The sequence below is a fragment of the Blautia sp. AF19-10LB genome, from assembly GCF_003461245.1.
In the GTDB taxonomy this organism is placed as follows: Bacteria; Bacillota; Clostridia; order Lachnospirales; family Lachnospiraceae; genus Blautia_A; species Blautia_A intestinihominis.
In genome coordinates this window covers 1-25,930 of record NZ_QTWS01000019.1, presented here as the reverse complement: position 1 = coordinate 25,930, position 25,930 = coordinate 1, and the positions used below count along the sequence as shown (strand labels likewise).

The 25,930-nt window shown below is 43.2% G+C and carries 30 protein-coding genes and 1 pseudogene; 7 read left to right on the top strand and 24 right to left on the bottom strand.

Annotated elements, in window-relative coordinates:
- Positions 1-2: 2 nt before the first annotated feature.
- The 22 genes from DWX28_RS11265 to DWX28_RS11170 form a co-directional block, all read right to left on the bottom strand.
- Complete coding sequence (locus tag DWX28_RS11265) at positions 3-209, bottom strand: hypothetical protein (RefSeq protein WP_118252735.1); 207 nt, start codon at positions 207-209, stop codon at positions 3-5.
- A gap of 15 nt (positions 210-224) precedes the next feature.
- The gene (locus DWX28_RS11260) at positions 225-428 is read right to left on the bottom strand and encodes a hypothetical protein (protein ID WP_118252734.1); all 204 of its coding nucleotides are present in this window, start codon (positions 426-428) and stop codon (positions 225-227) included.
- 2 nt (positions 429-430) lie between these two features.
- Entirely contained in the window at positions 431-1,495 is a 1,065-nt protein-coding gene (locus tag DWX28_RS11255) for a DNA polymerase III subunit beta (protein ID WP_044962038.1), read from the bottom strand.
- Positions 1,476-2,027: a Holliday junction resolvase RecU gene (locus DWX28_RS11250; protein ID WP_021652408.1), complete on the bottom strand. Its 552-nt coding sequence runs from the start codon at positions 2,025-2,027 to the stop codon at positions 1,476-1,478. Before DWX28_RS11250 ends, DWX28_RS11255 begins: the two co-directional genes overlap by 20 nt.
- Complete coding sequence (locus DWX28_RS11245) at positions 2,014-2,295, bottom strand: hypothetical protein (RefSeq protein ID WP_118045294.1); 282 nt, start codon at positions 2,293-2,295, stop codon at positions 2,014-2,016. The genes DWX28_RS11250 and DWX28_RS11245 overlap by 14 nt, the downstream gene beginning before the upstream one ends.
- The gene (locus tag DWX28_RS11240; RefSeq protein WP_118252733.1) at positions 2,276-3,289 is read right to left on the bottom strand and encodes a DUF5131 family protein; all 1,014 of its coding nucleotides are present in this window, start codon (positions 3,287-3,289) and stop codon (positions 2,276-2,278) included. Before DWX28_RS11240 ends, DWX28_RS11245 begins: the two co-directional genes overlap by 20 nt.
- The gene (locus DWX28_RS19545) at positions 3,282-3,518 is read right to left on the bottom strand and encodes a hypothetical protein (protein ID WP_046438199.1); all 237 of its coding nucleotides are present in this window, start codon (positions 3,516-3,518) and stop codon (positions 3,282-3,284) included. The genes DWX28_RS11240 and DWX28_RS19545 overlap by 8 nt, the downstream gene beginning before the upstream one ends.
- Positions 3,518-3,712 (bottom strand): hypothetical protein, encoded by a 195-nt coding sequence (locus DWX28_RS11230; protein WP_021652404.1) that lies wholly within the window; start codon positions 3,710-3,712, stop codon positions 3,518-3,520. Before DWX28_RS11230 ends, DWX28_RS19545 begins: the two co-directional genes overlap by 1 nt.
- Entirely contained in the window at positions 3,712-5,877 is a 2,166-nt protein-coding gene (locus tag DWX28_RS11225; protein ID WP_118252732.1) for a PcfJ domain-containing protein, read from the bottom strand. Before DWX28_RS11225 ends, DWX28_RS11230 begins: the two co-directional genes overlap by 1 nt.
- Positions 5,878-5,888: 11 nt before the next feature.
- Positions 5,889-6,656, bottom strand: a complete 768-nt coding sequence (locus DWX28_RS11220) for a Cas9 inhibitor AcrIIA9 family protein (protein WP_118045299.1) — start codon at positions 6,654-6,656, stop codon at positions 5,889-5,891.
- Positions 6,641-7,474, bottom strand: a complete 834-nt coding sequence (locus DWX28_RS11215; RefSeq protein WP_118045301.1) for an N-6 DNA methylase — start codon at positions 7,472-7,474, stop codon at positions 6,641-6,643. The genes DWX28_RS11220 and DWX28_RS11215 overlap by 16 nt, the downstream gene beginning before the upstream one ends.
- Before the next feature lie 4 nt (positions 7,475-7,478).
- Complete coding sequence (locus tag DWX28_RS11210) at positions 7,479-8,096, bottom strand: replicative helicase loader/inhibitor (RefSeq protein ID WP_147342103.1); 618 nt, start codon at positions 8,094-8,096, stop codon at positions 7,479-7,481.
- Position 8,097: 1 nt separating this feature from the next.
- Entirely contained in the window at positions 8,098-8,925 is an 828-nt protein-coding gene (locus DWX28_RS11205; protein WP_118252731.1) for a phage replisome organizer N-terminal domain-containing protein, read from the bottom strand.
- Between the two features lie 12 nt (positions 8,926-8,937).
- Positions 8,938-12,768: an AAA family ATPase gene (locus DWX28_RS11200; RefSeq protein ID WP_118252730.1), complete on the bottom strand. Its 3,831-nt coding sequence runs from the start codon at positions 12,766-12,768 to the stop codon at positions 8,938-8,940.
- Positions 12,765-13,208: a hypothetical protein gene (locus DWX28_RS11195; RefSeq protein WP_118252729.1), complete on the bottom strand. Its 444-nt coding sequence runs from the start codon at positions 13,206-13,208 to the stop codon at positions 12,765-12,767. Before DWX28_RS11195 ends, DWX28_RS11200 begins: the two co-directional genes overlap by 4 nt.
- A complete protein-coding gene (locus DWX28_RS11190; RefSeq protein ID WP_118252728.1) occupies positions 13,205-14,326 on the bottom strand; it encodes a hypothetical protein in 1,122 nt (373 codons plus the stop codon). The genes DWX28_RS11195 and DWX28_RS11190 overlap by 4 nt, the downstream gene beginning before the upstream one ends.
- 147 nt (positions 14,327-14,473) lie before the next feature.
- Positions 14,474-14,830: a hypothetical protein gene (locus DWX28_RS11185; RefSeq protein ID WP_118252727.1), complete on the bottom strand. Its 357-nt coding sequence runs from the start codon at positions 14,828-14,830 to the stop codon at positions 14,474-14,476.
- Positions 14,827-14,994: a hypothetical protein gene (locus DWX28_RS19400; RefSeq protein ID WP_158565308.1), complete on the bottom strand. Its 168-nt coding sequence runs from the start codon at positions 14,992-14,994 to the stop codon at positions 14,827-14,829. The genes DWX28_RS11185 and DWX28_RS19400 overlap by 4 nt, the downstream gene beginning before the upstream one ends.
- A 9-nt stretch (positions 14,995-15,003) precedes the next feature.
- Positions 15,004-15,174, bottom strand: a complete 171-nt coding sequence (locus tag DWX28_RS19395) for a hypothetical protein (RefSeq protein WP_158565307.1) — start codon at positions 15,172-15,174, stop codon at positions 15,004-15,006.
- Positions 15,175-15,188: 14 nt separating this feature from the next.
- A complete protein-coding gene (locus DWX28_RS11180) occupies positions 15,189-15,410 on the bottom strand; it encodes a helix-turn-helix domain-containing protein (RefSeq protein ID WP_055055853.1) in 222 nt (73 codons plus the stop codon).
- 10 nt (positions 15,411-15,420) lie between these two features.
- Entirely contained in the window at positions 15,421-15,897 is a 477-nt protein-coding gene (locus tag DWX28_RS11175) for a transcriptional regulator (protein WP_055222078.1), read from the bottom strand.
- A 41-nt stretch (positions 15,898-15,938) separates the two neighbouring features.
- On the bottom strand, positions 15,939-16,139 hold the full coding sequence (locus DWX28_RS11170; protein ID WP_021652391.1) for a helix-turn-helix domain-containing protein: 201 nt from the start codon (positions 16,137-16,139) through the stop codon (positions 15,939-15,941).
- Positions 16,140-16,228: 89 nt separating this feature from the next.
- Between DWX28_RS11170 and DWX28_RS11165 the strand changes: the two genes are divergently transcribed.
- From DWX28_RS11165 to DWX28_RS11145, 5 genes are all read left to right on the top strand, one after another.
- Positions 16,229-16,435 (top strand): hypothetical protein, encoded by a 207-nt coding sequence (locus DWX28_RS11165; RefSeq protein ID WP_021652390.1) that lies wholly within the window; start codon positions 16,229-16,231, stop codon positions 16,433-16,435.
- Positions 16,436-16,548: 113 nt separating this feature from the next.
- Complete coding sequence (locus tag DWX28_RS11160; protein WP_021652389.1) at positions 16,549-16,911, top strand: helix-turn-helix domain-containing protein; 363 nt, start codon at positions 16,549-16,551, stop codon at positions 16,909-16,911.
- A gap of 40 nt (positions 16,912-16,951) precedes the next feature.
- Positions 16,952-17,893 carry a hypothetical protein gene (locus DWX28_RS11155; RefSeq protein WP_118252726.1) on the top strand — a complete coding sequence of 314 codons (942 nt, stop codon included), beginning with the start codon at positions 16,952-16,954 and terminating at the stop codon, positions 17,891-17,893.
- A gap of 17 nt (positions 17,894-17,910) precedes the next feature.
- Positions 17,911-18,465, top strand: coding sequence for a helix-turn-helix domain-containing protein (locus DWX28_RS11150; protein WP_118252725.1), 555 nt, complete (start codon positions 17,911-17,913; stop codon positions 18,463-18,465).
- Positions 18,466-18,786: 321 nt separating this feature from the next.
- Positions 18,787-19,890, top strand: coding sequence for a site-specific integrase (locus DWX28_RS11145; protein ID WP_118252724.1), 1,104 nt, complete (start codon positions 18,787-18,789; stop codon positions 19,888-19,890).
- A 136-nt stretch (positions 19,891-20,026) separates the two neighbouring features.
- Here the strand turns inward: DWX28_RS11145 and guaA are convergent, their stop codons facing one another.
- Both guaA and DWX28_RS11135 read right to left on the bottom strand, forming a co-directional pair.
- Positions 20,027-21,604 (bottom strand): glutamine-hydrolyzing GMP synthase, encoded by a 1,578-nt coding sequence (guaA, locus tag DWX28_RS11140; RefSeq protein ID WP_118252723.1) that lies wholly within the window; start codon positions 21,602-21,604, stop codon positions 20,027-20,029.
- A 315-nt stretch (positions 21,605-21,919) separates the two neighbouring features.
- Positions 21,920-23,284: a DUF4832 domain-containing protein gene (locus DWX28_RS11135; RefSeq protein WP_243002413.1), complete on the bottom strand. Its 1,365-nt coding sequence runs from the start codon at positions 23,282-23,284 to the stop codon at positions 21,920-21,922.
- 249 nt (positions 23,285-23,533) lie between these two features.
- On the opposite strand from DWX28_RS11135, the gene DWX28_RS11130 reads away from it, so the two are divergent.
- Positions 23,534-24,700, top strand: coding sequence for a PqqD family protein (locus DWX28_RS11130; protein WP_118252721.1), 1,167 nt, complete (start codon positions 23,534-23,536; stop codon positions 24,698-24,700).
- A pseudogene (locus DWX28_RS20390) lies at positions 24,697-25,704 on the top strand (ATP-binding cassette domain-containing protein). The gene DWX28_RS11130 and the pseudogene DWX28_RS20390 overlap by 4 nt, the downstream one beginning before the upstream one ends.
- The last annotated feature ends 226 nt before the right edge of the window (positions 25,705-25,930 follow it).

Genomic DNA, 25,930 nt, shown 5'->3' with positions numbered 1-25,930 from the left:
AATCACCCGTAATAAATTTCGCTGCACCCATCATCAGAAAACTCAACTTCTTCCAGCTTCCAACCATCGCGCTGGAATTCTCCTCGATATGCTTTTTCGTAATGGTTTTTTACGATTTTTTCAGCCTCTTGCATGTTTTTTGCTTTAACAATTCCGACTGTAGTTTCGCATCGGAATCCATCATGCTGATAATATCTATACAAATTCATTTATTTCATCCCCTTTCAGTTATGTGTGGCAATAAAGTTCTCCATAGCCCATCTATTCCCGGTAGCAGCCACCTGTGCTCTGGTTCGCTCATACGAACTGAGAGGTCTTCCAGATATTCTTCTGGTTTCTTCTGCCGGAAGAAGTCCCTTCCGGCGAAGATTTGCAAGTTCCTCTGGTGTTGCGTCTTTGATATCTTTTACTGATATGATCTCAATCATGTTTATGCCTCCCTTATCGCAACCGGAAGCACCATGGCTTTCATGTCGCTGTCCTCTGCTTCCACAATCATCGGTGTTCTTGGGCTGGTGAAGCCCAGTGCAATATTGTCACAGGTAAAAGCTTTCAGCGTTTCAAGAACCAGTTTGGAATCAAATCCCAACCGTATGGATTTGCATACGGTTTCCTGGAGCGGTACCTGTTCCTGATAATCTGCCAATTTATCCCGAATACTGATATTCAGCACATCGTCTTCTATCTGGAATACTGCCGGCTGCTTTTCCTCTGTACACATCTTTGCTCTGGTCATTGCTCCGATCAGGGCCGTGCGAGATGCACATGTATTGATTTCGCCATCAGTAAACATCTTCTGATACGGAAAATAATTTCCTGTGATCAATCTGGTATAGATGGTGTATTCGTCAGATTTGAATACTGCACTGTTTTTGGTGTATGTAAGTGTCACATCGTCGATCACGCCCATGGAAATCAACTTCTTGGCGGTTGCCTTCGGCACGATCAGTTTCATGTCCTTTGCGCCTTCTGCTTTAACAGAATCTACTGCGACCACGTGCCCGTCCAGTGCGGCAAGGGAAACTCCGCTGTCTGTACCCTCAAAATAAATTCCGGTCATCTGTGTATTCGCACCGCCGTCAGCTGCTGCATAAATAACATGACCTATAGCCTCCATGATCTTTTTGCCATTCAATTCCACTCCATCCGCTTCCGGATCCTCTGTAATATCAAAATTGAATTCTTCCGGAGGATAACTCTGGTATTTATTTTTAATTGCTCCTATCTTGATCATAACTACATTCTTGTCAGTTGCGCTGATGTCGATTTCTCCATCTGGAAGATTTTTGATCAAGTCAAAGGCTTTCATTGGAATAATAAAATAACTGCCTTCTGAGGCCTCTAATTTGACCTTCATTGTGATCTCGGAGTTGGAGGCAATTAAATACCCGTCCTTTACCAGAATCCCGCCCAGTGCCGGAAACTGGTCATTCTTCTGCACAATACTTTTTAATTTGTCAATAACTCTGGCAATCTCATACTTCTGTACTTTCATCTTCATTCCTTTCCCGGAGGACAATACCATCGAGGTATTTCACCACTCCGTTTGAATATTTGATCCTGTAAGGTTCCAGCTCCTCCCGGTTCATGTACTTGTGTCCGTAAATCTTCTTCATGTCCCGGAACACCACCCACGGAACTCGGTAGAATTCTTTAAATTCCAGAGACACAACCAAAAAGCACATTGCTCCAAGCTTCATATACCGTTCAAAGCACGCCTGCTGTTCAGCAGTAACTACATCTCTGCCGATCTTATCCTTGTCCGTATGTTTTGCATCAAACAAGATCATGGTTGAATCCATGAGAATTCCTTTGAAATCAGGCTGAGCCTGTTTAGTGAAGCAGCAGATGAACTGACCTCTGTTCCTGTCCATTGCCTTCAGTACCTTAAATGCTTCCGGAGTTTTATCCACTGCTGCGATTCCTCTTTCTTCATAGAATCTGGATGCCGCAATTATCATTCCCTCAAAATGTTCCCCGTTAGATCTGCTCTGCAGACCTCTTATCGAACGCTTATAAGTATCCATTTTCTTCCGCTACCTTTATAAGTTTGTTTATTGTTACTGCTCCAATTCCCGGAATCTTATTCAGCTGAAGGAATGCGATAAACTCCTTTGCTCCCTCTCCGGTTTTTGAAACACTGGCTTTTCCACAATTAAAGCCTTCACTTCGCGCTTTTTCCACACGATCCTCCACATAATGCACAAGCTGTTCATCTGTCTTCTTTCTCATTTCCACAGCTTTTTTATGAATAAGGTTTTCATCAGTTGTTCTTCTACAGCTTCTCTTTGCCATCTTCAATCTCCTTTTTATTTTCCAGGTCCGGCACCGGTATATTATGACCAGTCAGCCATTTTGCAAAGCAGGAATGACACATATGGCCAAACGATGCCGCTCTACCGCCCCTGACTGCTCTTGCTGTCAAGGTAACCATCTTGTTTTTATCTTCTGTCTTTCCACACAACATGCAGTTACCGCTGAGTTTTTTATTGACTTTCTCGCTCCTTTTACGAATCTGCAGCTCCTTCGGATAATCCCTGCGCATATTCTTCTCACCAACAATCGGAATCAGACTGTCTTTCATAAATACCGGTATCCCGTTGTAATCAGCTTCTACAACGATTCTCTTGATCCATTCGAATTCAGGAATCACTTTCTCTTTCCTGTGTCCTGTCTCGGCACCGATGATTATCCAGTTCAAATATTTCAGTGCGGAAATGTTTTCATCTATATCTTCGAGCAATGGCTCTATACTGGCGAAAGTGTTTAACAGGCTTGGAAGCTGGTATATCCGTTCCATGTCCTCACTATTCGTCACAGTTGTTCCGTACCACATATTCCCTTTCCCAGAAGGCACACCGTACTGGGTGCACCTTTTCGGATTCTTTGTGAGAAACAAGTAATTGTGCTGAGGATGTTTTGCACAAGCGTAAAGGACATCCTCTATCCAACTGTCAGGAATCCACTCTCCAAATATGTCTGCCATTGCTCCAACAAATATATTTTGCCCCTGTTTCAGTTTGTCCAGTGTGTCATATCTGTATATGTGCAATGTCGGTTCAAACCCAAATGGATATATGACAGGCTTTCCATCCTCATTCATGAACGGTTCATCCAGGACAAACAGATCTCCCTCCATTCGATATTGGTCTGTCTGGACCATATTTCTTTTCATGTTTCCACAAAAACGGAGTGACATCTTGTCAGCGTAGCAGTAAGAACAACCATGCCGACAACCGGTAATTGGATTCCATGTATGATCGCACCATTCGATACCGCTCTTATTCATTGGCCAGCCTCCTTCCTGCATGTTCAAGGATTTTTTCTTCTTCCCACTTCACTTCGGAGAAGTCAATCTTCTGTCCACACTCGCTACAATATTTCGGTTGAAAGTTCGGCCCCGCATTCAACACATGATTACATCTAGGACAATAACAAGGCTTATGCTCCACATATGTGAATCCGTATTTCCGGTAAACTTCCGTTCTTACAACTGGTTTTCGTGCTATGAATTTCATCACTCCACCTTCTCTCCATACTCGATCACGTATTCGTACTGAGCTGATTTTCTGTTTTCGCCTCCGGGAACTTCTTTTCTGACAATCTGGACTGCATATCCTGCTTTTGCCAGCATGGAGACCATCTGCAATCGGTCTTCTTCGTTCCACTGAACACTTCCTTTTCGAATACTTCTAATGCTCTGTTTTGCCATTATCCGCACTTCCTTTCCATCTTTTCTTCCCGTTCTTTCATCAACTTCTCAAACGCAGCTACGAAAGCTTTTACCGATGCCGGCATCCCACAGTTGTGACTTCCCCTGCACTGGATCACGCGACCATTGTTATATTCCATTGTGAAATATGGTGTATCGGGTTCTTCCACTCTGCGCACAAAGAAGATGTGTGTCTGCCCTTTGGCCACTCGGCCAACGTAAGCTCCAACACAATGGTCAAGGGCAGCTCCTTCATTCTTGATTTCCTGTGCATCTCTTGGCACTCTCAATATCAATCCTTTTCCTTTTATCAGGAAAGCGTTATCTATGCCGGCATTCTCTTTGAGCATTTCCTCCAGAAGTTTTTTCATGACCTCAGCCTCTCGCTTTATCCGTTCTTCTTCCCGACGTTTCTTTTCTGCGGCCTTTTTATCTTGTACTGCCTGATATTCCGCAGCTGTCCTGTCATGAACTTTTTTGAAATTCTTCGGGAAATAGAAGAACATATTGGTGAGGTCATATTTCAGTTCTTTACACCAAGCCAGATAATCCAACCAGTCCTTGGCACAATTCTGCAAACGTTCTTCCCTGATATCCGGTCTTTCTTTGCGCTGCATATAAGAATATCTCCAACACCCTCCACGCTCTCCTACTCGATAATTGGAACCTTCGCGCTCGATATATCTGCAGATCTTATGAATCGTTGAATGTCTGTTTTCTTTCCGTATCAGCGTTGTATTGCATCCAAAGAGTTTATAGAACCGTTCCAATTCTTCCGCTTTCAGGTTGTATCCAGAACTTTGTGCTTCCTGCAATAATCTCAGCTCGTCGATATTTCCATCAATAGACTGCAGTACTCGTGTGTTCTCCTTTGTAAGGCCAAGGATTCCAAATATTGTTTTTCCATTTTTTCTAAGTCCCCTGACCCCATTCCGGCTTTCATATCCAAAGGCACCATCGTGATACTCATTGATTAGATGCGCGGCCAGTTTATACAATCCCATTTTTATAAACCATTCAAGCTGCGGAAACTTTCTGTATCTGTTGATTGCCTTTGCATAATGTATCTGTTCACTCGGTCTATTCTCCGCCAAAATTTCCAACGCCGAGTATTTCATCGGAGTATCTTTCCATGCTTCCGGCAGGTTTCCGGGATATAAGGTGCAGTATGAACTTTCTCTGTATCCTTCATCTGTGCACCACCGTACAATACCAGTCTGTTTATACTCTCTGTATTCATAACTGCTGGTGCATGGCGTTCCGTTCGGTGCAAATTTGTAAAATGTCCTTACAATCTCAAATAATCCATCATTTGTCTTTCCATCCGGCTTTACTTCTCTGTATGCTGTAAAATACCGCCACAGGAACCCCTCTTCTCTTGGCTCAATAAATGAAACAATCCTCCTGTCACATATGCGTGCCGGCATCCTGCCTCTGGCTTTAATGGTGACCGAACTTCCACAAAGGGGGCATATCCCCTTCTCGTTATTTCTTAACCGAATTTTCGTTCTGTCTACCAGTGTCACCCCATTACAATGAGTGCAATACACCAGAGCCTCATTCTTTGATCTTGTTGAGTAAATCAGATATCTGCTGAATGACATCGCCTTATCTGATACCCAGTTTTTAAATTCATCAGGGATTTCTTTGACCGTTTCCATAAGCGCATCAATTGGATTGGTTTCTTTGGCATGTCTTTCATCAAGACGTTTTTGTTTGACCATATCCTGAAAGCGTGTCACAGCTGTCCAGTCTCTTGCATCTTTCTCTGTGCTCCATTCTTTGAAGAATTTTTTCATACGTTCAAGATCTGCGTCTGTCCAGAAAAACATATTCGGAATCCAGATGTTCTTTCTGTTTTTGCTGTCCCAATGATATTTGTATAGATCAATGCACTCCAGTCCCTCAAAAGAACCCATCAGCCATTTTGCCTTTTCAGTAGATAAATCCTGTGTTATATAGTCATTTTTTGAAAGAAATGTGCGAATCTGGGCTTCTCTCTTTCCTTCTTTCAGCCCCTTTGTTGGATAAAATGTCACCATCAAAAGATCTTTTTCGATATCTTTGGTCGTTACAATATGTGTACCGGCAGCTCGTTCTGAAAACCTAACCATTTCGTCCGTAGCTTCCTCTCTCGGAATCTTCGCCAATTTTCTCTTTTCCATGCGACAGCCTCCTACAGAAGATCGAACAATGACATCTGTCCAGACAGTTCTCTGCTTTTGGTACTGGTTTTTTCAGTTTTTCGCTGCTTAGAAGCAGCATCTTTTTTCACTGGCTTTTCAGAAATCTGAGGTTTATCTTTTGTTTCCTGTGATTTTTTCTTATTATCTGTGATTTTTTTGGTAGTTTTTGTAGGTGTAACCGATTTTTTTGTTATCACAGGCTTTTTGCCTTTTTCCTTTTTAACAGGTTCCGGCTTTTCATATTTGTGGTAATAATCCTCAGCCCATTCATATACAACCTGGTCTTCAACTGCAGCGGATCTGCCATTCGACTGCTTCCTGGCCTGTTCAACGATATAACTAAAGCACTTGTTCCAGGTCTTTCCCTCCTGCATCACATCTTCAGCAAGTCCCTGATCCTCTTCGCATCTTTTCATCAGGTAAGTAATGACCGGATCCGCAAAGTTCTTCTGGGTTGCTTTTTTCTTTTCAGCTTCCAGTTTTTCTCTGGCTTTCTGCTTTACCGGCTTTGCATTTTCAGCTTCTGCTGCTTCAACTTCTTCTTTTGTCGGAGCTGGAATCCCGGAAACAACATCAGCAAGAGAGGCTTTTCCCATTGGAACTGTATCCTCTTCTTTTGATTCATCGCCTTCCTGGGCCTCTAATTTGCCCTCTGTCGGTTTCTCTTCCTGTTCCCCTATTGTTTCACTGCCTGCAACCGTTCCCGTCTCTAAACGGTCAGTATCAGCTTCAAGTTCCTGTTTTAACTGTTCTGACATTTGTAATCTCCTTTCTCGAAATCAAAATAAAAAGTAATCTTCCCAGGGTTGCGTTCTTCCATCGGAGTTATCCATGAACCGCACATTTCTTTAAATATCTGAATCTGCCGTCTACAGTTCCATTCTCCCCTGAAATAAAACGGTGTGTACCAGAATTCCTGTCCCGGCTTTTCAACCGGCATCAGTGGATCTCCGCACACCGGATTGGATATCGTATTTGCAACAGCCACCCAGCCTGCGCACCCAAGAAGCGAAAGCTGTATGTAACACATCTGGGCAACTACCCTGTCTATGTCATTGGCGGTGAACAAAATCCGTGTCTGATAATTTATCTTTTTTCTGTGGAATATGTTTGCCGCTGCTACAAGAGTTGCTCCTGCTCCACACGCCGGATCATTGACAGATATCCATTCCTGTTTTTCCAATGTCTGTACATTGTCATTGATTGTTATGCTTGCCATACATTCACAGACATTGTATGGTGTAAAAAACTGCCCTTTCCAGTGGTTCCCTAGCTCAAGGCTCATGTACAGTTTTCCAAGAAAGTCCTGATCTGGATTGCGTTCCAGTGCCTCAACCACAATCGCAAAGCATTTGGCCGGCTTCTCTACCCCGCCAAGGCGTTTGATGCACTCTGCATATTCTTTCTCTCTTGCAGTGTATCTCGGTTCCGTCTTATCAACCGAATTCGCCAGTGTGCAAGCCATTGCCGCCATTAGATCGGCCCACACCTGCCATGAACTCCGGCTGTAACACAGCTCTTGAAAGACTTTTATGAATTCTTTCTCTGTTCCCTGTATTTTCTCTATCTGCTCCATGCTGTCACCTCTTGAATCCGTGTTCCCGCATTAGCATATCTATATACTCTGGTGTCGCACGTTCTGGTTCTTCTGCTATCTGGTCCCGGTGCTGTTGTTCTATTGCCGCATTTTCGTGTGTGGTAAGCTGTGCAATATATTTATTTTTCGCTTCCAGAATACTCGGAGGAAGCTTTGCATCATTCGTCTTGCGCTCGATCAGGGTTGAATATATCTTGAAGAAATGCGCTCGGACAGCATCCTGGTTCTCATCAAGGCATATCTCCCGGAAGCCAAGCCGCTTTACCGCCTCTCTGACTATTGGTGTCAGGCTTTCCAGTGCCTCTTCCTGCCTGTAATATCCATACTGGCTGATGGCCTTCTGGACTTCTCCCCAGGCTTCTCCCTGGTCTTTGAGGTGTGGAACTGTGTATTCTGCACATTTCTCCCGTATCTCAGATATCTGCGGCGGGTATGTATGAGTGGCAAACAGTTCCATCAATGCTGTTTCGCAAAGCTTATAGTCCAGATCTCCAAGCATGCGGTACCACATTCTGATGCTGTATTGGTCTGGCATGACATTAAATGTTGGATAGGCACTTTTGATTGAAGCTCTGATAAAATCAAATTCTTGAGGTGTCACTTCAATCACCCATCCCTTCGCACCAGCCGGCCGTTGCCTCCATATACTGATTCGTTGACATGTTCTTTGTAGCTGCAGGTGCTTGCGGTGTTCTGGATGCCGGCATTGAATTCTGTGAACGTTCTAACCAACCAGTGATAAATCTCTTGATTCCTCTAGGTGTCTTACGATTACGAGGGTGACTGTCAAGCCATGCTGCCATTGATCTAAACTCCTGTTCAACATCCAGTGCCGGAAACAGTTCTCTCAGTGAATTGAGATAATCAAATGTCACATCATAGTTTCCGGATCCTGTAACCAACGGAAGAGAGATGAACGTGTTCTGCTTGGAGTCTTTAAGCTCCAAGCTAATGTTTTTATTATCTTTCTCTTTATCTAACTCTATCTCTTTCTCTATCTCTATCTCTCCGTTACAGATTTGTTTCACTTCGTTACAGCCCGTTACATCAGTGTTACATTGTAACGCTTCTTTGCTTCTATATTTCCTTACACGAGCTGCGCTTGCGCTCTCAGAACCAGTCATTTTAGCGCATTCTGACAGCGAATATTCGGTTTCGTCAATCAGCTGCATGAGGTCCTGCTGAATCAAAAACATAACCGTCACTCTGACATTTTCGACTTCTTCGTCCAGGTCCAGAGCAAGCTCGTCATAGAATGTTGCTTCTACTCCCTCGAAGTAAAGTCTTCCATCCTGCTTCATTGCAACAAGAAGCATTTTTAGGTAAATAATTGTGTAGGTGTCTCCTCCGGCAATCTTCCGAAGTTTTTTGATGGCCTTCTGACGGAAAAATCCGTCAGGAAGCTTTAACCAATAATATCTTTTCGCCATAAGTTCCTCCGCTTAGTAGATTACTTTTGAGCCATCATCTGTTTTAATTACTGTCACAGCCTGGCCAAATCTCGCTTTCATAGCATCGTCATGAGTGATTGCCATAATCTTCACATCGGAATACCGATCACGGATCGTCTCAAGGGCATCTACATAAGCCTGTGCGCCCTCATCATCAAGGAATGGTGGTTCATCAATAAAGAGCATTCCAAGCTGTATTCCTGCCGCTGTTGCCTTGATCTCGGACAGTGCAAGGATAACGGCAAGAGAAGCTTTTACCTTCTCGCCTCCGCTCTTGGAAGCATATGGAAGAGTTGTCTTGCCATATTCGTTGATCAGAACATCCAGCGTTGCCTTATCTCCGTCCTTGCCTTTGACGGTGCGCTCCATCACAAATTCCACTCCCATCGTTCCGCCGGTCATCTGGCCAAGAATATTGTTTGTAGTATCTGTGATATGAGGAATGATGTTCCTGATGATCTGATGTGGAACTCCGTCCTGTGAAAAAGCCTGCTTTAATGCTTCGTAACAGTCCGCTCTGCCGGCAGCTACAGCAATTTCATTATTCAGCATGGAGATTTCGCCTCGCATGGTATCGATATTTTCCAGACGTTCAAGGAGTACTCCCTTCTGGATCTGCAGTTCTCCAAGAGTTTCCTTGTTACTGCGAATCTGCCTGTCTGTTTCTTCTACCATATCTGCCGAAAATGTTTCCTTCATTTTTTCTATCATGGTATCCATACCAGTAAGCTGAGAAGAGAGAATGAATTTTCTGTCAGTAAGTTTTTCCATCTCTTTTTCCATGTTCTCAATTCGTTCAAGAACATGCTGCTTTCTTTCTTCATAAACAGGAAGCTCTTTTTCCTGTTCTACATAAGTCTGCAGATGAGCCATCTGCTGTTTGATCTGTTCTTGTCTGTCAACTGATCCCGATAGTTTATTAACTGTTTCCGTTATCTCAGAGGCCTTTAATTTGACCTGTAGCAGATTTTCCTCACACTGCCCTATATTTTTATCGTTCGATTCCTTTTCGGCCTCTAAACGGGCAATTTCAAGTTTGTTCTGCTCCGCATCTTTCTTTATGCGTTCATATTTGGAAAGCTCAGTGACAGATGCCGTCAGAATAGCAAGGCGTTTAGGATCATATTCTATGTTTTTAATTTTTTCCTGTTTATCGGCTATTTTTTGGTTGCGTTCAGATGTTAATATCTCAATCTCTTCCTCGCATTTTTTCAAGTTATCCAGTTCAACCGGAAGGCTTTTGACATCTTCAACCGCTTTCGACAGGAACCTGCAGCTTGCACTCTCAATATCCGGGCACCCAGAATTCTTCATGAATTCTTCCTGCTGCCTTATCTCAGATATCCTTTTCTGCCGATGATCACGTCGGTTTACTGCTCCTGAGATTTTCTGCGAATAGGATGAGTCAATTTCGTGCAATTCGTTTTGAGCCGTAGAATACAGGTATCTTTTTTCCTGCTGGCTCTCAATCTCTTTTCTTTCATTTGCCAGTGCATCAAGTCTTTCTTCCAAGTCCTCTGGGACATTAAGAGCAAGCTGAGAAATCTGCAAATGTATCTGCTTGTTTCTGAATTTGTTTTTGTCAATAAGTCTCTGGTAGCGATCAATATCTTCGTTATAGCTATCCAGTGTTCTTTTTGCGTTTTTATATTTAATAACGTCCTTCTCTACTTCAGAAAGCTGTAAAGATAATTCAGAATGCTGTTTTGCTTTTTCCCGTATCACATCGGCCAGTTCCAATAGATTATTGCACGCTGTCAATGTCTGCTTTGAATGGTCCAGATCGTTTGCCATTGCACTGTATTCTTCTGAGCATTCTTTCAAATCACTTCTGATTTTTTCACTTTCCTTCTCGGCCTCAGATATTTTTTCCTGACGCTCGATCAGATTTCTTCTGGATTCATCCAGATTTTCAAGTTCTTCCTGATTTTTAAGAATGTCTTTTTCTACCGTTTTCAGTTCTTCCTCTGGTTTTCCCTGTGCCTTAATGAAGTCAGTCTTGATCCGGACGGCTTCTTTTTTAGAAACCAGTTCTTTTCTGGAATCAGCAAGCTTCTTTCTGGCATCCAGTTCCATCACTCCATATATCCCAAGCCCGAGTAAATTTCCAAGAATTGCGATACGTTCATCTTTCTTTGCCTGCAAGAATAATCCATACTGATCCTGCATGATCAATGCACAGCTGCGAAATGTCATGCTGTCCATACCAAGAAGCTTCTCTATCTCTGCCTGTGTGTCAATGATTCTTTCCTTGGACAGATTCATCCAGTCAGCACTTTCTTCCTGATACTGTGACAAGTTCAGTGTTGGTTTTCCGGATTTTGTTCTGGTGCGGACTACCCGGAATCGTTTCTCTCCGATGTCGAAAATAAATTCTATGAAACCGCTTCTTGCATCCTCTGTACCTCGGATCCACGCCTTACAGTCTCCCTCACGGGTTTCTTCAAACAGACAATCCACAATAGCATCCATGAAAAGGCTGCTCTTTCCTGCACCGTTTACTCCATTGATCGTGCAGAATGAAATGTCTGAAAAATCAAAGTTTTCTTCCTTGTAGTTTCTGTAATTTCTGACAGAAATAGATACCGGCTTAAACACGCCGTGAATCTCTGCGGTGGTACTCTGTTTCATGGCTTCTGCTATGATCGGCTCGGCAAGCTCCACGATTTTGTCTGGATTCTTAAATGTCTTTTCCTCCAACCATTTTTTCAGATTCAGCCGTGGGTCACTTTCCTCCGAGAGAAGTCCGCGGTTCGTGATATCAATAGTGCTTTCTGCTTCAATATCTGCCACATAGAATGCACCAAGCTCATACAGGTTCTTTTGCAGTAGTGGAATGTTGAGCGCCTTTTTCTGCTCAGATGTGCAGGAATACCGCACCCGGACTATCTTATCCGTCACCTCTTCTGAAATGCCTGTTCTGTGGAGATACATAGCCCCTTCGCGGATATAATCGCCAACTTCATCAGGATCCCAGGTGATAGTGTGGAACTGTCTGTATGGAGTAGTGTATCTATGTCCTTTTACCAGAGTGCCTTTCTCATTAAATTCATGAATCCAGAATCCACGCTCCTGTCCTTCATCATTAAAATTCATTGCATTGATTGCTCCGGAATAGAATACATTGTCAAATCCTTCAATGATTTGCGGGCGATGGATATGACCAAGAAGTACCGCCTCATATCTTGCGGCCATTAAAGCTTCTCTTGGAATGACCGGCTCAAAGTTTGTGAAGAAGGAAGTCTGCCCTGATTCCATGTTGCAACCAGGAACCGTATAATGTGCCATGAGAATCGGTGTCTTTTCACACTCTGCTCTCAATGCAAAAACCATATCTGAAATATATTTCGTCCATGCAAGATTTTCTTCGTCTGCAGATAAACCAGGGAATTTTGCTCTGAACTCCTGTTTGTCAAATCCCGGTATGCAGGCAATGTCTGTATATGGTGTGTGAAGGACAGTTGGAGCTGTTATTATATGCACATGACTAGTTTTCACAAACATCCTATCCAAAACTCTGAACTGTCCGCTTCCATCATGGTTCGGCGTTCCTCTCATTACGATCACCCCTTTCGCAATGTCAGCCAATTTTGTGATCGTATCTGTTGCAATAATCATTTCGTCCGAGTACCGTACCGGACCAATCTGCTCCTGGTGGAAGATATCACCAGAAATGCAAACAATGTCAGGTTTCTCTTTCTGGGCTACCTCAACCATATATTCAAGACATTTTACTGTGTCCTGCAAACGGAGATTTACTCCGTCCACTACAGGTCCTTTAAACTGGCCGATATGCCAGTCGGCAGTATGAAGTATTTTCATTTGCTCATTTCCTTTACTGTTGTTTTCATCGCTGTGATCATGTTCTTCAATTCCGTTTCTAAAAGTGAAAAGTTCTCCTCGCTAATTCCGCAGAATTCAACGCCATCATCTCCCATCTTTTCTCCGATAAAGAGAATATTTCCAACAATGGGGCATCCGTGTTTATCAAATTCGTAAAGATAACTTCCGATCAAATTTGCTTTGTTCGGCTTCAATCTTCCCTCTTCATCAATCAGCATGCTCACACACTTCCCTGGTTCTTTAACAGGAGTAGATGGCATTTTCAGTTCTCTGTATAATCTCTTCGGCATTACATGCTCAACTATGTCGCACCCGTTCCCGATCAGATCATACAGAGCTTTGTTCTGTTCTCTCATAGTCCCTTCCGGAAATTCATGTACGGACATTTCCAATTCTGTTGATACCTTTATTATTTTCATCTGCGTCCGCCTCCTCTCTGGCATTTAATGCAAAGTGGCTCTCCAAATTTATTGATTGAATATTCATAAACTCTTTCATTTATGGCCTCACCGCATCTGGAACACTGGAAATCTGCCGATCTATCTGGCTCTGGTTCTGGCTTCGGTTCAGGAACAATATCCGGTTCCTGCATTGGTGGATAATCGTCTTCGCTTTCTGTATCCGAAGCATATGCCGGATTATCCAGATCGTCTTGAGTAAATACTGTGCTTTCAGATTCGAAATCCACGCTCTTAACTGCTATCTGTGGTGTGCCAAACATATTATTTACAGAGTTCATGCCTTGTGTCAGCATTGCCTGTCTGACCTGCGGATCCGAGAAATCAGGTGAAAAGATAACTGTTGGGATAGCGAAATTCTTCTGCAATTCCGCCTTTGTGTATGTGCCTTTTACACCAAGCAGAGCTCTTATAACACGAAGCTTTGCACCGGTCATAGCTTTTTCAGCCCAGGTCTTTTTCAGCAGTGCCATGTTTACCATGACGGAGCGATCAATATATCTATCCCTGTCTTCTTTCGCGATCACAAAAGCCTGGCATTTCTTTCCCCATTTATTTTTGGATTCCACCCATTGTCCAGAAAAGATTTCCGCAGCTGCCTGTGCCTGTTTTTCATCAGTTATGCCTTTTGCAGCTTTATCCGCAAACTCAATGCGATACTTCTCTTCTTCGTCCTCAAGACAGATCACCTTCTGATCGGTTTCTGTTCTGGCTGTTCCGTCAGCCTTGCGCATAGCTCCCTGAGCCTGTGCCCGGTATGTAACCCGGTCGATACGCTCACCATATGTTTCCTTTGGATTGAACTGGATACCGGCCGCCATAGCCATTTTGTTGAGCAATGGCTTAGATAAGGAAAACACATCTTCCCAGATATCCTTTCCTCTCTCATCCTGCTTCCCAGTCTTAACTGAGCCAACCTTGAAAATGTCTCCGCTGTTTTCGCCCAGATCAACCGGAACCTCTTCTACATGGAATTTGTAGAATGGATTAAGTTGCACATCCGTTGCTGTCGGCACCAGCAGGTTATAATTTTTGTATGCCGTTATAACTTCCGGCAAGCTTCCTAAAACCTCTTTCATCTACTTGATAACCTCCTATTTTTGTGATAAAATGACGTTGACTTAAAAACAATGGGTCTCAAACCTGTTTTTAAAGTTCTGACTGGTCTTGGATAGGATCGTGGGTGCCGTCTACACTCCGCTTTCCCCTTATTATCCAAGGCCTTTTTAATATTCATCACCTCCTACGAGCCAGCTAAGGAAACAGAAGATGCCAAGTCCGATCATTCCGACCAGAAATGCCTCTGAACCAATTTCGTGGCTTCCTCTTTCGATATAAAGTCTCTGGGACAGTGCATTATAAAGCACTGTACTCACCAGAACGGGAACTACATATTTCATGACTTTTGCAGCAAGAATAATTCGTTTTTTCATTTTTGCTTTCTTTTTGGCACGATAGTATTTCTCATACTCTGCCTTATTGAATTCTCGCACCAGGGACAGATATACCCTTGTTTTGGAATCTTCTGTAACAAGCTTATATTCCATGTTTTTGCACACATCCGGCACTTCGCATACATTCATCTTCTCGCCTCCTTGTCAATGAGAATCAATTCCTTTGCGATAACACTCTGCAATGCCATTCTGTCCATTTCGTGCCAGCTGATCGGCACCGGGCTGTTATCCATTGCATTCAGGATCCGCTCTGCGGCCTGATGATATTTTTCAAGATCTTTTGGTGTTAACATCTTTCCTTCCTATACCGCCAGGCGAAGCTGGCCATTCCTTTCTTCTTTCACCATCTTTTCAACAAATGCAGTTGCTTTTTCTTTTCTTTCCATTTCGATCAGGTGTTCTTCGTGGCAACTGCACTGTTCTCCCGGATCCAGATACGCTCCGCAATCCGGGCAGATTCTATAAAAAGCCATCGTATCCACTCCTTTCATTCAATCATGTATAATTTGTTAAATGCCTTTTTGGGGATTTTCCCTGACGGATACCCCTTGGCAAGCTGTCCATCGGCTATCAGGTCCGACCTAAGGGAGCGTATCATGCGATATGCCGTATCCCTGCTCACACCCATCATTTCTCTGACCTCAGCGGCTGTATAGTAAGAACGTTCCGCAGATGTAAGCTTTTTGATTACACCGTTTGCATTTTTCATACCAAGCACCTCATTCCAGATTTCTCTCAACCCAATTTTTCAGATTCTGCGTGATCTCATTTACTTCGTCCAATGTCTGAATGATTTTTTTCAGTTCCGGTTTTTCCTCTTCTGAGATAATTCCGTCTGCCGTAATATCAAGAAGTGATTCCTTTGCCTCGTTTATCTTCTTTAAAGAAGAAAGCATTCTCAGGCTGATTCTATCCAGTCCTGCATTCTCTATCTTCGGCATGTTCTTTCCAAGCGGGCACATCTCCCGGCAATAATTTCCTTTCAATTCCGGTGCCTTATAGCAGTCAGCCATCAGAAGAACTTCCTCCTGATATGGTATCGTGCTCCCAAGTTCGATTCTGGCTAGCCTTGTACGATCAATTCCTATTTCTTCCGCAGCACCTTCTCTGCTGCTCAGACGCTCATTTGACTTTGCCGCCTCATATCGTGCCTGGCAAAACATATTAGCCGCTGCTTTCGTAGCAAATTTCGACATTTTTCTCTCCTTCTATAAGCTGTATAATCAAGTTATGGTAATTAAATTGTGTACTCTGTATCGATATCCAGAGCCTTGCTGATTTTTTCAGCAAGTGCAGGTGCATACATTCTTCCATTTATGGTGGTTGTCACGTAGTTCCTGCACATCCCAACTTCACCGCACAATTCCGTGACAGACATATCTCTGTCGATTAAGGTTTTCTTTACTTCTTTGCACCATGGCGACAGTTTTCGCTTCAAAATATCACCTCCGTTTTCAACAAATGTTTATTACATTTGTTGTTTACATTTGTTTGCGATTGCATTAAAATAATCAGAAAGGAGTTATCATGGATAATTGGATTGATAATCTCAGAAGAATTGGGCTTAAACGTTATGGTGACGAAAACCGCCGGATTCTTTCTGAATTATTAAGAAACGGTATTCCTGCCGGAAACACTGTTATGTCGGAAGCATCTGCTGAGGCTCTTATCATTGCTGTGGCGGCCATGATTGAAGAAAACAATAAAGCATTGCTCTCCGATTTATCGATGTAACTCTCTCTTTTTTTGTTTTGCATTAAACATTTGTTTATTACATTTTTAATATTAATCCCAATTTGTGAATTTGTCAACCATGTTTTTCACATTTTGGGATTTTGGAGAATTGTATGATCACTCAGCGTATTTTATCACTGCTTGAAGAAAAGTCTTTGACAGCCACTGATTTATGTCGGGCTATCGGAATAAACACAAGCACTATGACCAACTGGAAGAACCGAGGGACTGATCCGCCCGCAAAAATGATAATCCCAATTTGTGAATTTTTAGGCGTGTCTAGCGACTATTTACTTACGGGCAAAGAAAGAAACTCAAAGCAGAACATTCTCTCCGAGGACTCCGAATGGTTAGCATTGATTCACCAACTTCCGCATGATGCGCAGTTGGAATTTCGAGGTGAATTAAAGGGGTACATAAAATGTTTAAAACGGCAGGAAGAAGATACTGTCGAGCCTCTTAAGAAAGCAAAATAATAAGCTTCGAGTGGTACCGAAGCAAAAGGGGGAAATAACTATGAAAAAGAAAATGATTGCACTTGTCTGCTCATTGATTTTTGCCAATACTATCCCTGTATTTGCAGCATCCGATTACGGTATTAATATTGATCAAAAATACGTTTCTGGAGATGCTTCCCAATTATCCGATGCAATTTCCGAGTCATTGAATGATATGGGTGTTAAAAAAGTTTCCTCTTATGATTTAGAGAAAAAAGAAGATTCTCAAACAGTTGCGCAAGTCATTTTATCAGCAGATGGCGTAGCCATGGAGGCGATCTGTTACTATACAAAAGATAATACTTGGACTTGCTCTTCTATAACGAATATTCACAGTAGCAGTAATGACCTGATCTATTATTGGGTCAATCCGGTTTCCGCTGATGCAACCGCCTTTGAAATTATAGACTACAAAACCGGGGAATATAAGCCAGAAGGAGCTGCCAAAGAACTGCTTTCACAATATGAGAATCAGGAAAAGTGGTTTTCACTGGAAGATTTTAAATTATACGATAAAAATGACGCTCCTATTGAGATACCTGATTCAGAAGATTATATAATGTCCTCTGCTTATCCTGATAGCAAAACATTTCGTGGCATAAAAATTGGTGATACAATTTCGGATTTATTTTCAGCGTATGATGCCAAATATTTTTCAGTACAGGTAGGTTATGACGACACGACCGCTACTGATGCTCAAAAGAAACTGGTTGAGATGTACAATGCCCAGATTGAAGCTGCTAATCCAGAGGATATCGAAAGTACTATTTCTTCTATTGACAGCAGTGCAGTATCTGTAGCCGTACTATTTGAAGGCGTTGAATTTTGTGGAAAAATAATTCCAAAGCCAGACCCAGATCCAGACAAATGGGTTTCATATAAAGTATCAGAAGATATAGGTTTCATAATTGATAATGGTAAGATTTCTGATATTGGCATCCAACGCGATGACAGATATTAATAAGAGGAATTGCATTTATGACAATTGGTGAACGAATAAAAGAATTGCGGGCTGAGGCTAATCTGCGTCAGTCCGAACTTGGAAAAGCAATAGGTTTTTCTGCCCAAGTAGTATCGAATGTCGAAAGAGGCTACTCTTTCCCATCAACAGAATTTGTTAATCGCAGTGCTGCATGCTTCGGTGTGCCAGCGGATTACATTCTTGGCCGGACTACATCAAGATATGCTGTTGCGGATCCGAAAGAAGTTTCTGCAGTGCAGACAAGAATAAAAGCCCGTTTGGCTCAGTTGCAGATGAGCCTTCCGGACCTGATCCAAAAATCAACACTGACAGAGGAAGCCTGCTGCGACATTCTGGCCGGAAAGACTGTTCCGGGAATAGATGCCACTGCAAGCCTGTCAAAAGCCCTTGACACCTCTATGGATTACCTTGTGGGTAATTCTGACTACAGCTGTGCCATTGCTTCAGAAGACGAACAGGATATCATCCTGCGGTACCGTCAGTTATCCAAGAAGGGAAAACGTATCTTTTTGGGAATGATGGAGAATATGGAAGAAGAAAAAACAGAATAGTATATTTAACTGGGGAACCGTTGGGGTGTTATGTCAGCCGCCGGACACTTTTGTGAAAGGAGGCTGGTGCTGATGGTTACATATGGTGATTTATTTACTTTTGTAATTATGCTTTGTGCAGTTGTAACTCTTGTTATCAATTTAATGCATAAAAAATAGCGCCCTCGTCCTGGTAAGATAAGGCGCTATTTTTAGCTATTGTTTTATCCGGCGGTCAGGTGTACGCTGACCAACGGCTCTCTTGTTAAGTACATTATATCTATATTCAACATTTTTGTCAAACATTTGTTGATTACATTTGTTTAGTAATGGAGGGTTCAGATGCCGGCTTATAAGTATTTCACCAAAGATGGAAAGACAAAATGGTATGCCAATTTTTACTATGAAGATTGGCTTGGCAAGCGCCAGCATAAATGCAAAAGAGGCTTTTCTACCAAAAAAGAGGCTGTAGAATGGGAACGTGACTTTCTGGCACAAGGAGCAAAGGATCCAGATATCCTGTTTTCCGCTCTGATCAAGAACTATATGCAGGACTGCAGCTCCCGGCTGAAGCTGACCACTCTGGAAAATAAGCAGTACCTGATAGACATGAAACTGCTGCCATTCTTTAAAGATATGAAGATAGGTGACATTACTCCGATCGTAATCCATCGATGGCAATATGCCATGATTAATTACAGGGACGAAAAGGGGAACCCTTATTCTCAGACGTATCTGAAGACTATCAATAATCAGCTGTCCGCTATCATGAATTATGCCGTCAAATACTATAAGCTCAGAAGCAATCCGTGCCTTGCGGCCGGTGCAATCGGGAAAAGCAGTGCAGATGAAATGAATATCTGGACAAGAGAACAGTTCGATTACTTCCTGACATTTGAAAAGAAAAGCGCATACAGGATGGCATTCAGCCTCATGTTCTATGGCGGGCTTCGGTCTGCAGAGGTTCTGGCCATTACTCCGGCGGATATCCTGCCAGACTGCTCCGTATCCATTAATAAGAACTTTGTGGTGATAAAAGGCGAACAATATTTCCAGACACCAAAAACTGAAAAGAGCAAGCGTGTCGTGAACATTCCTCAATCGTTGTACAAAGAGCTTCAGGACTATGTTGCCAGTATGGCTATAGAGCCGGATGAACGCATCTTCTACTTCCAGAAGTCCGGAATGCGGTCAGAGTTTAAACGGGCAACTGCCAGATCTGGTCTTCCAGAAATCAGAATCCACGATCTCCGCCACTCCCATGCAAGTATGCTGATCGATATGAAATTTTCCATCAAAGAGATTTCGGACCGGCTCGGCCATGAATCGCCGGAAACAACCTGGAAAGTTTATGCTCATTTGTATCCAGGAAAAGACAGGAAGCTTGCTGACGCTCTCAATGAAGTAAGAGCCACAAATGATAATGTAGAAGATAAAAACGAATGAAACATATAACGTCATATAAGAACAAAAAATCCACAAAAATAAGACACTTTCTCCCAATTAACATCACCGTAGCATCACGGACAAAAATAAAATCCCGGAAACCCTTGCAAATAAAGGGCTTCTGGGATTTTGCTCATTATTCAAACTCAATCGTTCCCGGTGGCTTGCTGGTCAGATCGTAGAATACGCGGTTAACTCCCTTAACTTCGTTAATAACACGATTCATAACCCTGTTCAGTACCTCATACGGAATCTCAGCGGACTCTGCGGTCATGAAGTCGATGGTCTTGACTGCGCGGAGTGCAACTGCATAATCGTAGGTTCTGAAGTCGCCCATGACACCTACGCTTCGCATGTTGGTGAGGGCTGCAAAGTACTGGTTTGGCATCCAGGATGGGTCTTCTCCGTGTTCTTTCTTGTAGTCGGCGGCTGCTTTGTCGACTTCTTCACGGTAGATGTAGTCTGCGTCCTGAACGATGCGTACTTTCTCTTCGGTTACTTCTCCGATGATACGGATTCCAAGACCCGGGCCCGGGAATGGCTGACGGAATACCAGTCTTTCCGGAATTCCAAGCTCCAGTCCGGCTTTGCGGACTTCGTCTTTGAAGAGGTCACGGAGCGGTTCGATGATTTCTTTGAAATCTACGAAATCCGGAAGACCGCCTACGTTGTGGTGAGATTTGATCACTGCGGATTCTCCGCCAAGACCGCTCTCTACAACGTCAGGATAGATGGTTCCCTGTGCGAGGAAATCCACTGCTCCGATCTTCTTTGCTTCTTCTTCGAAAATACGGATGAACTCTTCACCGATGATTTTACGTTTTGCTTCAGGCTCTGTAACGCCTGCAAGCTTGTCATAGTATCTCTGCTGTGCATTGACACGAATAAAGTTCAGGTCGAACTGACCGTTTGGTCCGAATACGCCCTCTACTTCATCGCCTTCGTCTTTACGAAGAAGGCCGTGGTCCACGAATACGCAGGTAAGCTGCTTGCCGATCGCTCTGGAAAGGAGTCCTGCTGCAACGGAAGAGTCAACTCCACCGGACAGTGCGAGGAGCACTTTGCCGTCGCCGACTTTTTCGCGGATCTCTTTGATGGTGTTTTCAACGAAAGCATCCATCTTCCAGTCTCCGGCACATCCACAGACACCAAGTACGAAGTTGGACAGCATGGTCTTGCCTTCTACGGTGTGAAGTACTTCCGGATGATACTGGATCGCATACAGTTTCTGATCTGCATTCTCAGCAACAGCCACCGGACAGTCTGCTGTATGTGCAGCGATCTCAAATCCCGGTGCCGGTTTGGAAATGTAGTCTGTATGGCTCATCCATACGATTGTTTTATTGGATACATTTTCGAAAATTTTGGAATCTGTCTTATCAACAAGAAGTTCTGTCTTACCATATTCGCTGACATCGGCTTTTTCAACTTTGCCGCCAAGGACATGCATCATAAGCTGTGCGCCATAGCAAAGTCCCAGTACCGGAACGCCAAGTTCAAACAGTTTTTTCTGGTAAGTCGGTGAATCCGCCTCATAGCAGCTGTTCGGACCGCCGGTAAGGATAATTCCTTTAGGATTCATCGCTTTGATCTTCTCAAGATCGGTCTTGTAAGAATAGATTTCGCAGTATACGTTACATTCTCTGACACGTCGCGCAACCAGCTGATTGTACTGACCGCCAAAATCAATGACAATAACTAATTCTTTTTTCAAGGCTTGCCTCCTGTTTCCTGTATAATCTCTCTTTTGAATCTGATTCTCATTATAAATGAGTAAATCTACTTTTACAACGGCTAATTGCTCGCTGGAATGAATTTTTTTATTTTTCCAAAAGAAAATTTATTTCTTCTTTAGAAAAGCATCACTCTTTCTTCAATCTCTCATCACAAATTCATCACAGATTCACAGTATAGTAATAAGCAAATAAAGCGAATGCTTTTTTACATATATTTTTCTTTTTCATACTCGCCGGGCACAGACGCCCGGCCCTCCTTCTTTTTGGAGCTTTTTTGCATTCTCTCTGTTCTCTTATTTCCAGAGATAATTTTTTCCTTCCTGATATAAGGTATTCATTGCCAGACGAACACCCACTTTCTCTGTCATAGGATCTTCAATTCCGATAGAAAGACGATATCCCTTTTTCAGAAGGCTGTTCAGTTTCTCTGTCTTCAGTGTGGTTGAGGTTGATATTTCTTCTTCCGGAAGCACAGACGACATTTTTATTTCGATATTTTTCTTTTCGACAAGTTTTCCCTTCTCATCTTCAATATAAATATATGCCGGCCAGTCTTTATATAGTGGTGCCACTCCTGAATTTTCCCAGATAAGCTTCAGACTGCTGCTGTTTCGGGTGCTTTTTAGTTCTGACTTTGAAATCCACAGACGATACCCCATGTTTTTGAGGACTTCTTTGTATCCTTCTGCATAATCCTCATCCGGGATCTTCGGGCCCAGAAAGGTTGTATGTGCTTCACGGATCATTTCTACAGTCTCTGACAGATCTGTGTCCATCATCTCCTCCATCGAGAAAGAACTTGTAAATTCTCCGCCGGATGGTGCGGTTTTCCAGAAATCCTTCATGGACACCATTGCATTTTTTTCACCTGTCTGATCATACTCACCGCCATTGCTAATCCAGTCAAGCCAGCTCTGGGTTCCCTGTGGATGTCCGGTCATATCATTATATAACCCAAATCCATGTTTTTTTGCAGCAGCAAATGGTCTCCGCATGAGAATCATGGCATCCGGAAAGGCCTCCATCCATGGGAGAATATATTGTTCTCTTACCTCTTCTCCCGGAATCCTCTGAATTCCCTCGCTGTAGTTTACATGCCACTCTCCCCAGTGTCCAAGGCTTCCAAGCTCAATATAACTGATCAGCCCATCCTGCCCCAGGTGCTCTCCAAGTGCCTTTACTGCCTGCTCATGACAGGAAATGATCGTCGGATTGTTATAATCTGGAGCAAAGCCTTTCCCATATCCTCCGGCATACCATTGACCGGCTTTTCCACTTTTTTCGTACAGCCATTCCGGTATGTCCATATGCTCTTCCTGTCCCGGAATATCACAGACGAATCTCAATACCAGATGCTTCCCCTCGCTTTTCCATCGTGCGAGCTGATTTTTTTTCTCGATGGCCTCCCAGTCATAAACACCCTCCTCCGGTTCCAGTTCTGCCCAGGTAATGTCCATATACAAAAGAGAAATGTCTTCCGAAACTTTATCATACCAGGCATTTCTCGCATATCCCATAAGCGGATTCCCGAAAGCCACCTGGCTTTCCTTATATTCTTTTACTGTCTTTTGTCTGCTAAGCCAGAACATTTCCACTCCTGCTGCCAATACCACTGTCAGAATCACGCTCAGACACAGTATTGCTCTTTTTTTAATCATCCTGTTCTCCATTATACTTATTATACGTCTCCCAGCGGCTTCAAAGATCCTGCCTTCGGATATCTGTATCCATCTCAGTTTATAATATTTTACCCTGAGCAGATGCTTATTGCAAGAACAACGTTACTGTTCACGGTAACAGAATAACGCAGCTTTCCCTCTTTTTTGGAGTTATTTTCTTGTATGAGATTTTGCCGGATGTTATAATTCTTTCTGTATAAAACTGTACTTTTCAGAAAGGATTTTTTTATGTTCAAATGTCAAGAAGGCTATACCCTTCGTAAAATAAAAGGTGTCAGTTACATTCTTCCTTTCGGACAGCAGATTGCCGACCAGCGTAAAGGAACCATCCTGAACGAAACCAGCGCTTTTCTGTGGAATGTGATCCAGCATAATGAAGGTGCTGACCTGGAAATGCTGACCGAAATGCTTGCACGCAGATATGGACTTGCGGAGGAGAATTTTCCCATGCTCCGCGAGGACATTCTTGATTTTCTGCGGCAGCTGCAGTCCATGGGAATGCTGACCGAAACTCTTCGTCTTCAGTCGGAAGAAGCCTCCTTATGCATCCTGATCGCAGGGCTTCGCCTTCACTTCCATGGCGCTTCGCAGCTTTTCTCCGGATACTTCGATAAGTTCCGCGAAATGAATCCTGCGAAAGATGCAGACCAGGAAATTGAGTTTTTTACAACTCCGCCAGCCAGCAAATCTTATGGAAAAGTCCTCCTTCGCAATTCAGATATGACAATTTTAGAAAACCCTGACCGCTATGTGATTCTTTTCCCGCAGATGTCAAACATTCATCAGGTACATATGAGTCTGGACGGAAGTTACGTGAGATTCTACTGTACTCCGGAAACCTCTGAATCAGCACAGGAAAATATTTTTCATGCGATCCGGCTCTTTTTCCTGTTTGCTGCACAAAAGCACGGGAAATTTGCCATTCATTCTGCATCGATTCTTTATAAAGAAAAAGCATGGCTGTTCTCCGGACATTCCGGTATGGGTAAATCAACACACACCCAAATGTGGCATGATCTTCTGCAGACTCCATATCTGAATGGTGATCTCAATCTCCTTGGCATGGAAAACAGCAAAATTATCGTCTACGGGATTCCATGGTGCGGAACTTCCGGGATTTATACGACCACTGATCATGAGCTTGGCGGTATCGTCCTTCTCGGACGCGATCCGGAGAAAGATTTTCTTCAGGAGCTGTCTCCTTCAGAAAAAGTCATCCGGATTATGCAGCGCATGATCTCCCCTTCCTGGAAAGAACGCTTCTTCTCCATGAACCTTGACTTTGCGGAAAAAATTGCCGGACAGGTGCCGATCCTGCATCTGCTCTGCACCAGAAATCCATCTGCTGTTTATACAGTTCAGAGGAAAATAGATGCTCTGGAGGAACCACAATGAGAGAGAAACTCCAGCTTATCATGAAACATCTCAGACAGGGAAGCCTCCAGAAAATGTGGAAACAAACCATATGGATCTACCAGTATGGCAGACGTTACTGGAAATCTATGATTCTCTATACACTGCTGGGTGTTATGGGATCTTGTGTTTCACTTGCTTCCAGCCTGATCTCCAAAGATCTTGTCGATATCATCACAGGTCATCAGACCGGACGTCTGATGAATATCGTGGAAATACCGCAGGAAGATTACAGCCAGGATCATGCAGTAAAACTCTTTGAAAAGCAGCACAAAACCAGCGGTATCGGTCTCACAATGAAGGATCTGAGCTATACCTATCACAGTGGAACGGAAGTTTTTGCCCATGCTTCTATGGAAGCTTATCCACATGAGATCATCGCCCTGGTCGGACCTTCCGGTGAAGGAAAAACAACTATGCTCCGGCTGATCCTGTCACTTCTTCGGGCACAGAGCGGAGAATTTCAGATTTGTGCCGGAAGTGATCATAATCAAAAACTGAATATGTCACCTTCGACTAGAAAGCTTTTTTCCTATGTTCCGCAGGGAAATACCATGTTTTCGGGAACCATCGCAGAAAATATGCGAAACGTAAAGCCGGATACCACAGATGAGGAAATCATAGAGGCTCTCAAACTCTCCTGTGCATAGGATTTCGTGGAAAAACTTCCCAATGGTATTCAGAGCATTGTAAAAGAGCGGGGCGGTGGTTTTTCTGAGGGACAGGCACAGAGACTTTCTATTGCAAGGGCACTTCTCCGCAAGTCTCCGATCCTTCTCCTGGATGAGGCAACTTCGGCACTTGATGTTGCCACCGAAAGAAAGGTTCTCAAAAATATCATGCAGGATACCTATCCAAGGACCTGTATTGTGACAACCCATCGTCCTACAGTATTAAATATCTGTACGAGAGTTTATGCGATACGCGATAAGAGGTGTGAAGTACTGGATGAAGTGGAAATTGAGAAGATGGTGAAAGAATTTTAAAAAAGGCACAGAACCCGCGGGTTCTGTGCCTTTTGGCATGCTTTATTTCATATTAATCTGTAATACTTACACCGGTGATTTCAAGTCCTGCATCTGATTCAACGCACAAATCTCCAAGTCCAATGTTGTCCGTTGGATTCTGATGGTATCCAAGATTTATAACTAATCCTGAATTATTCACGGCAAAGCCGTGATCGTGGCTGAAAGCCACATAGTTACTGTATTT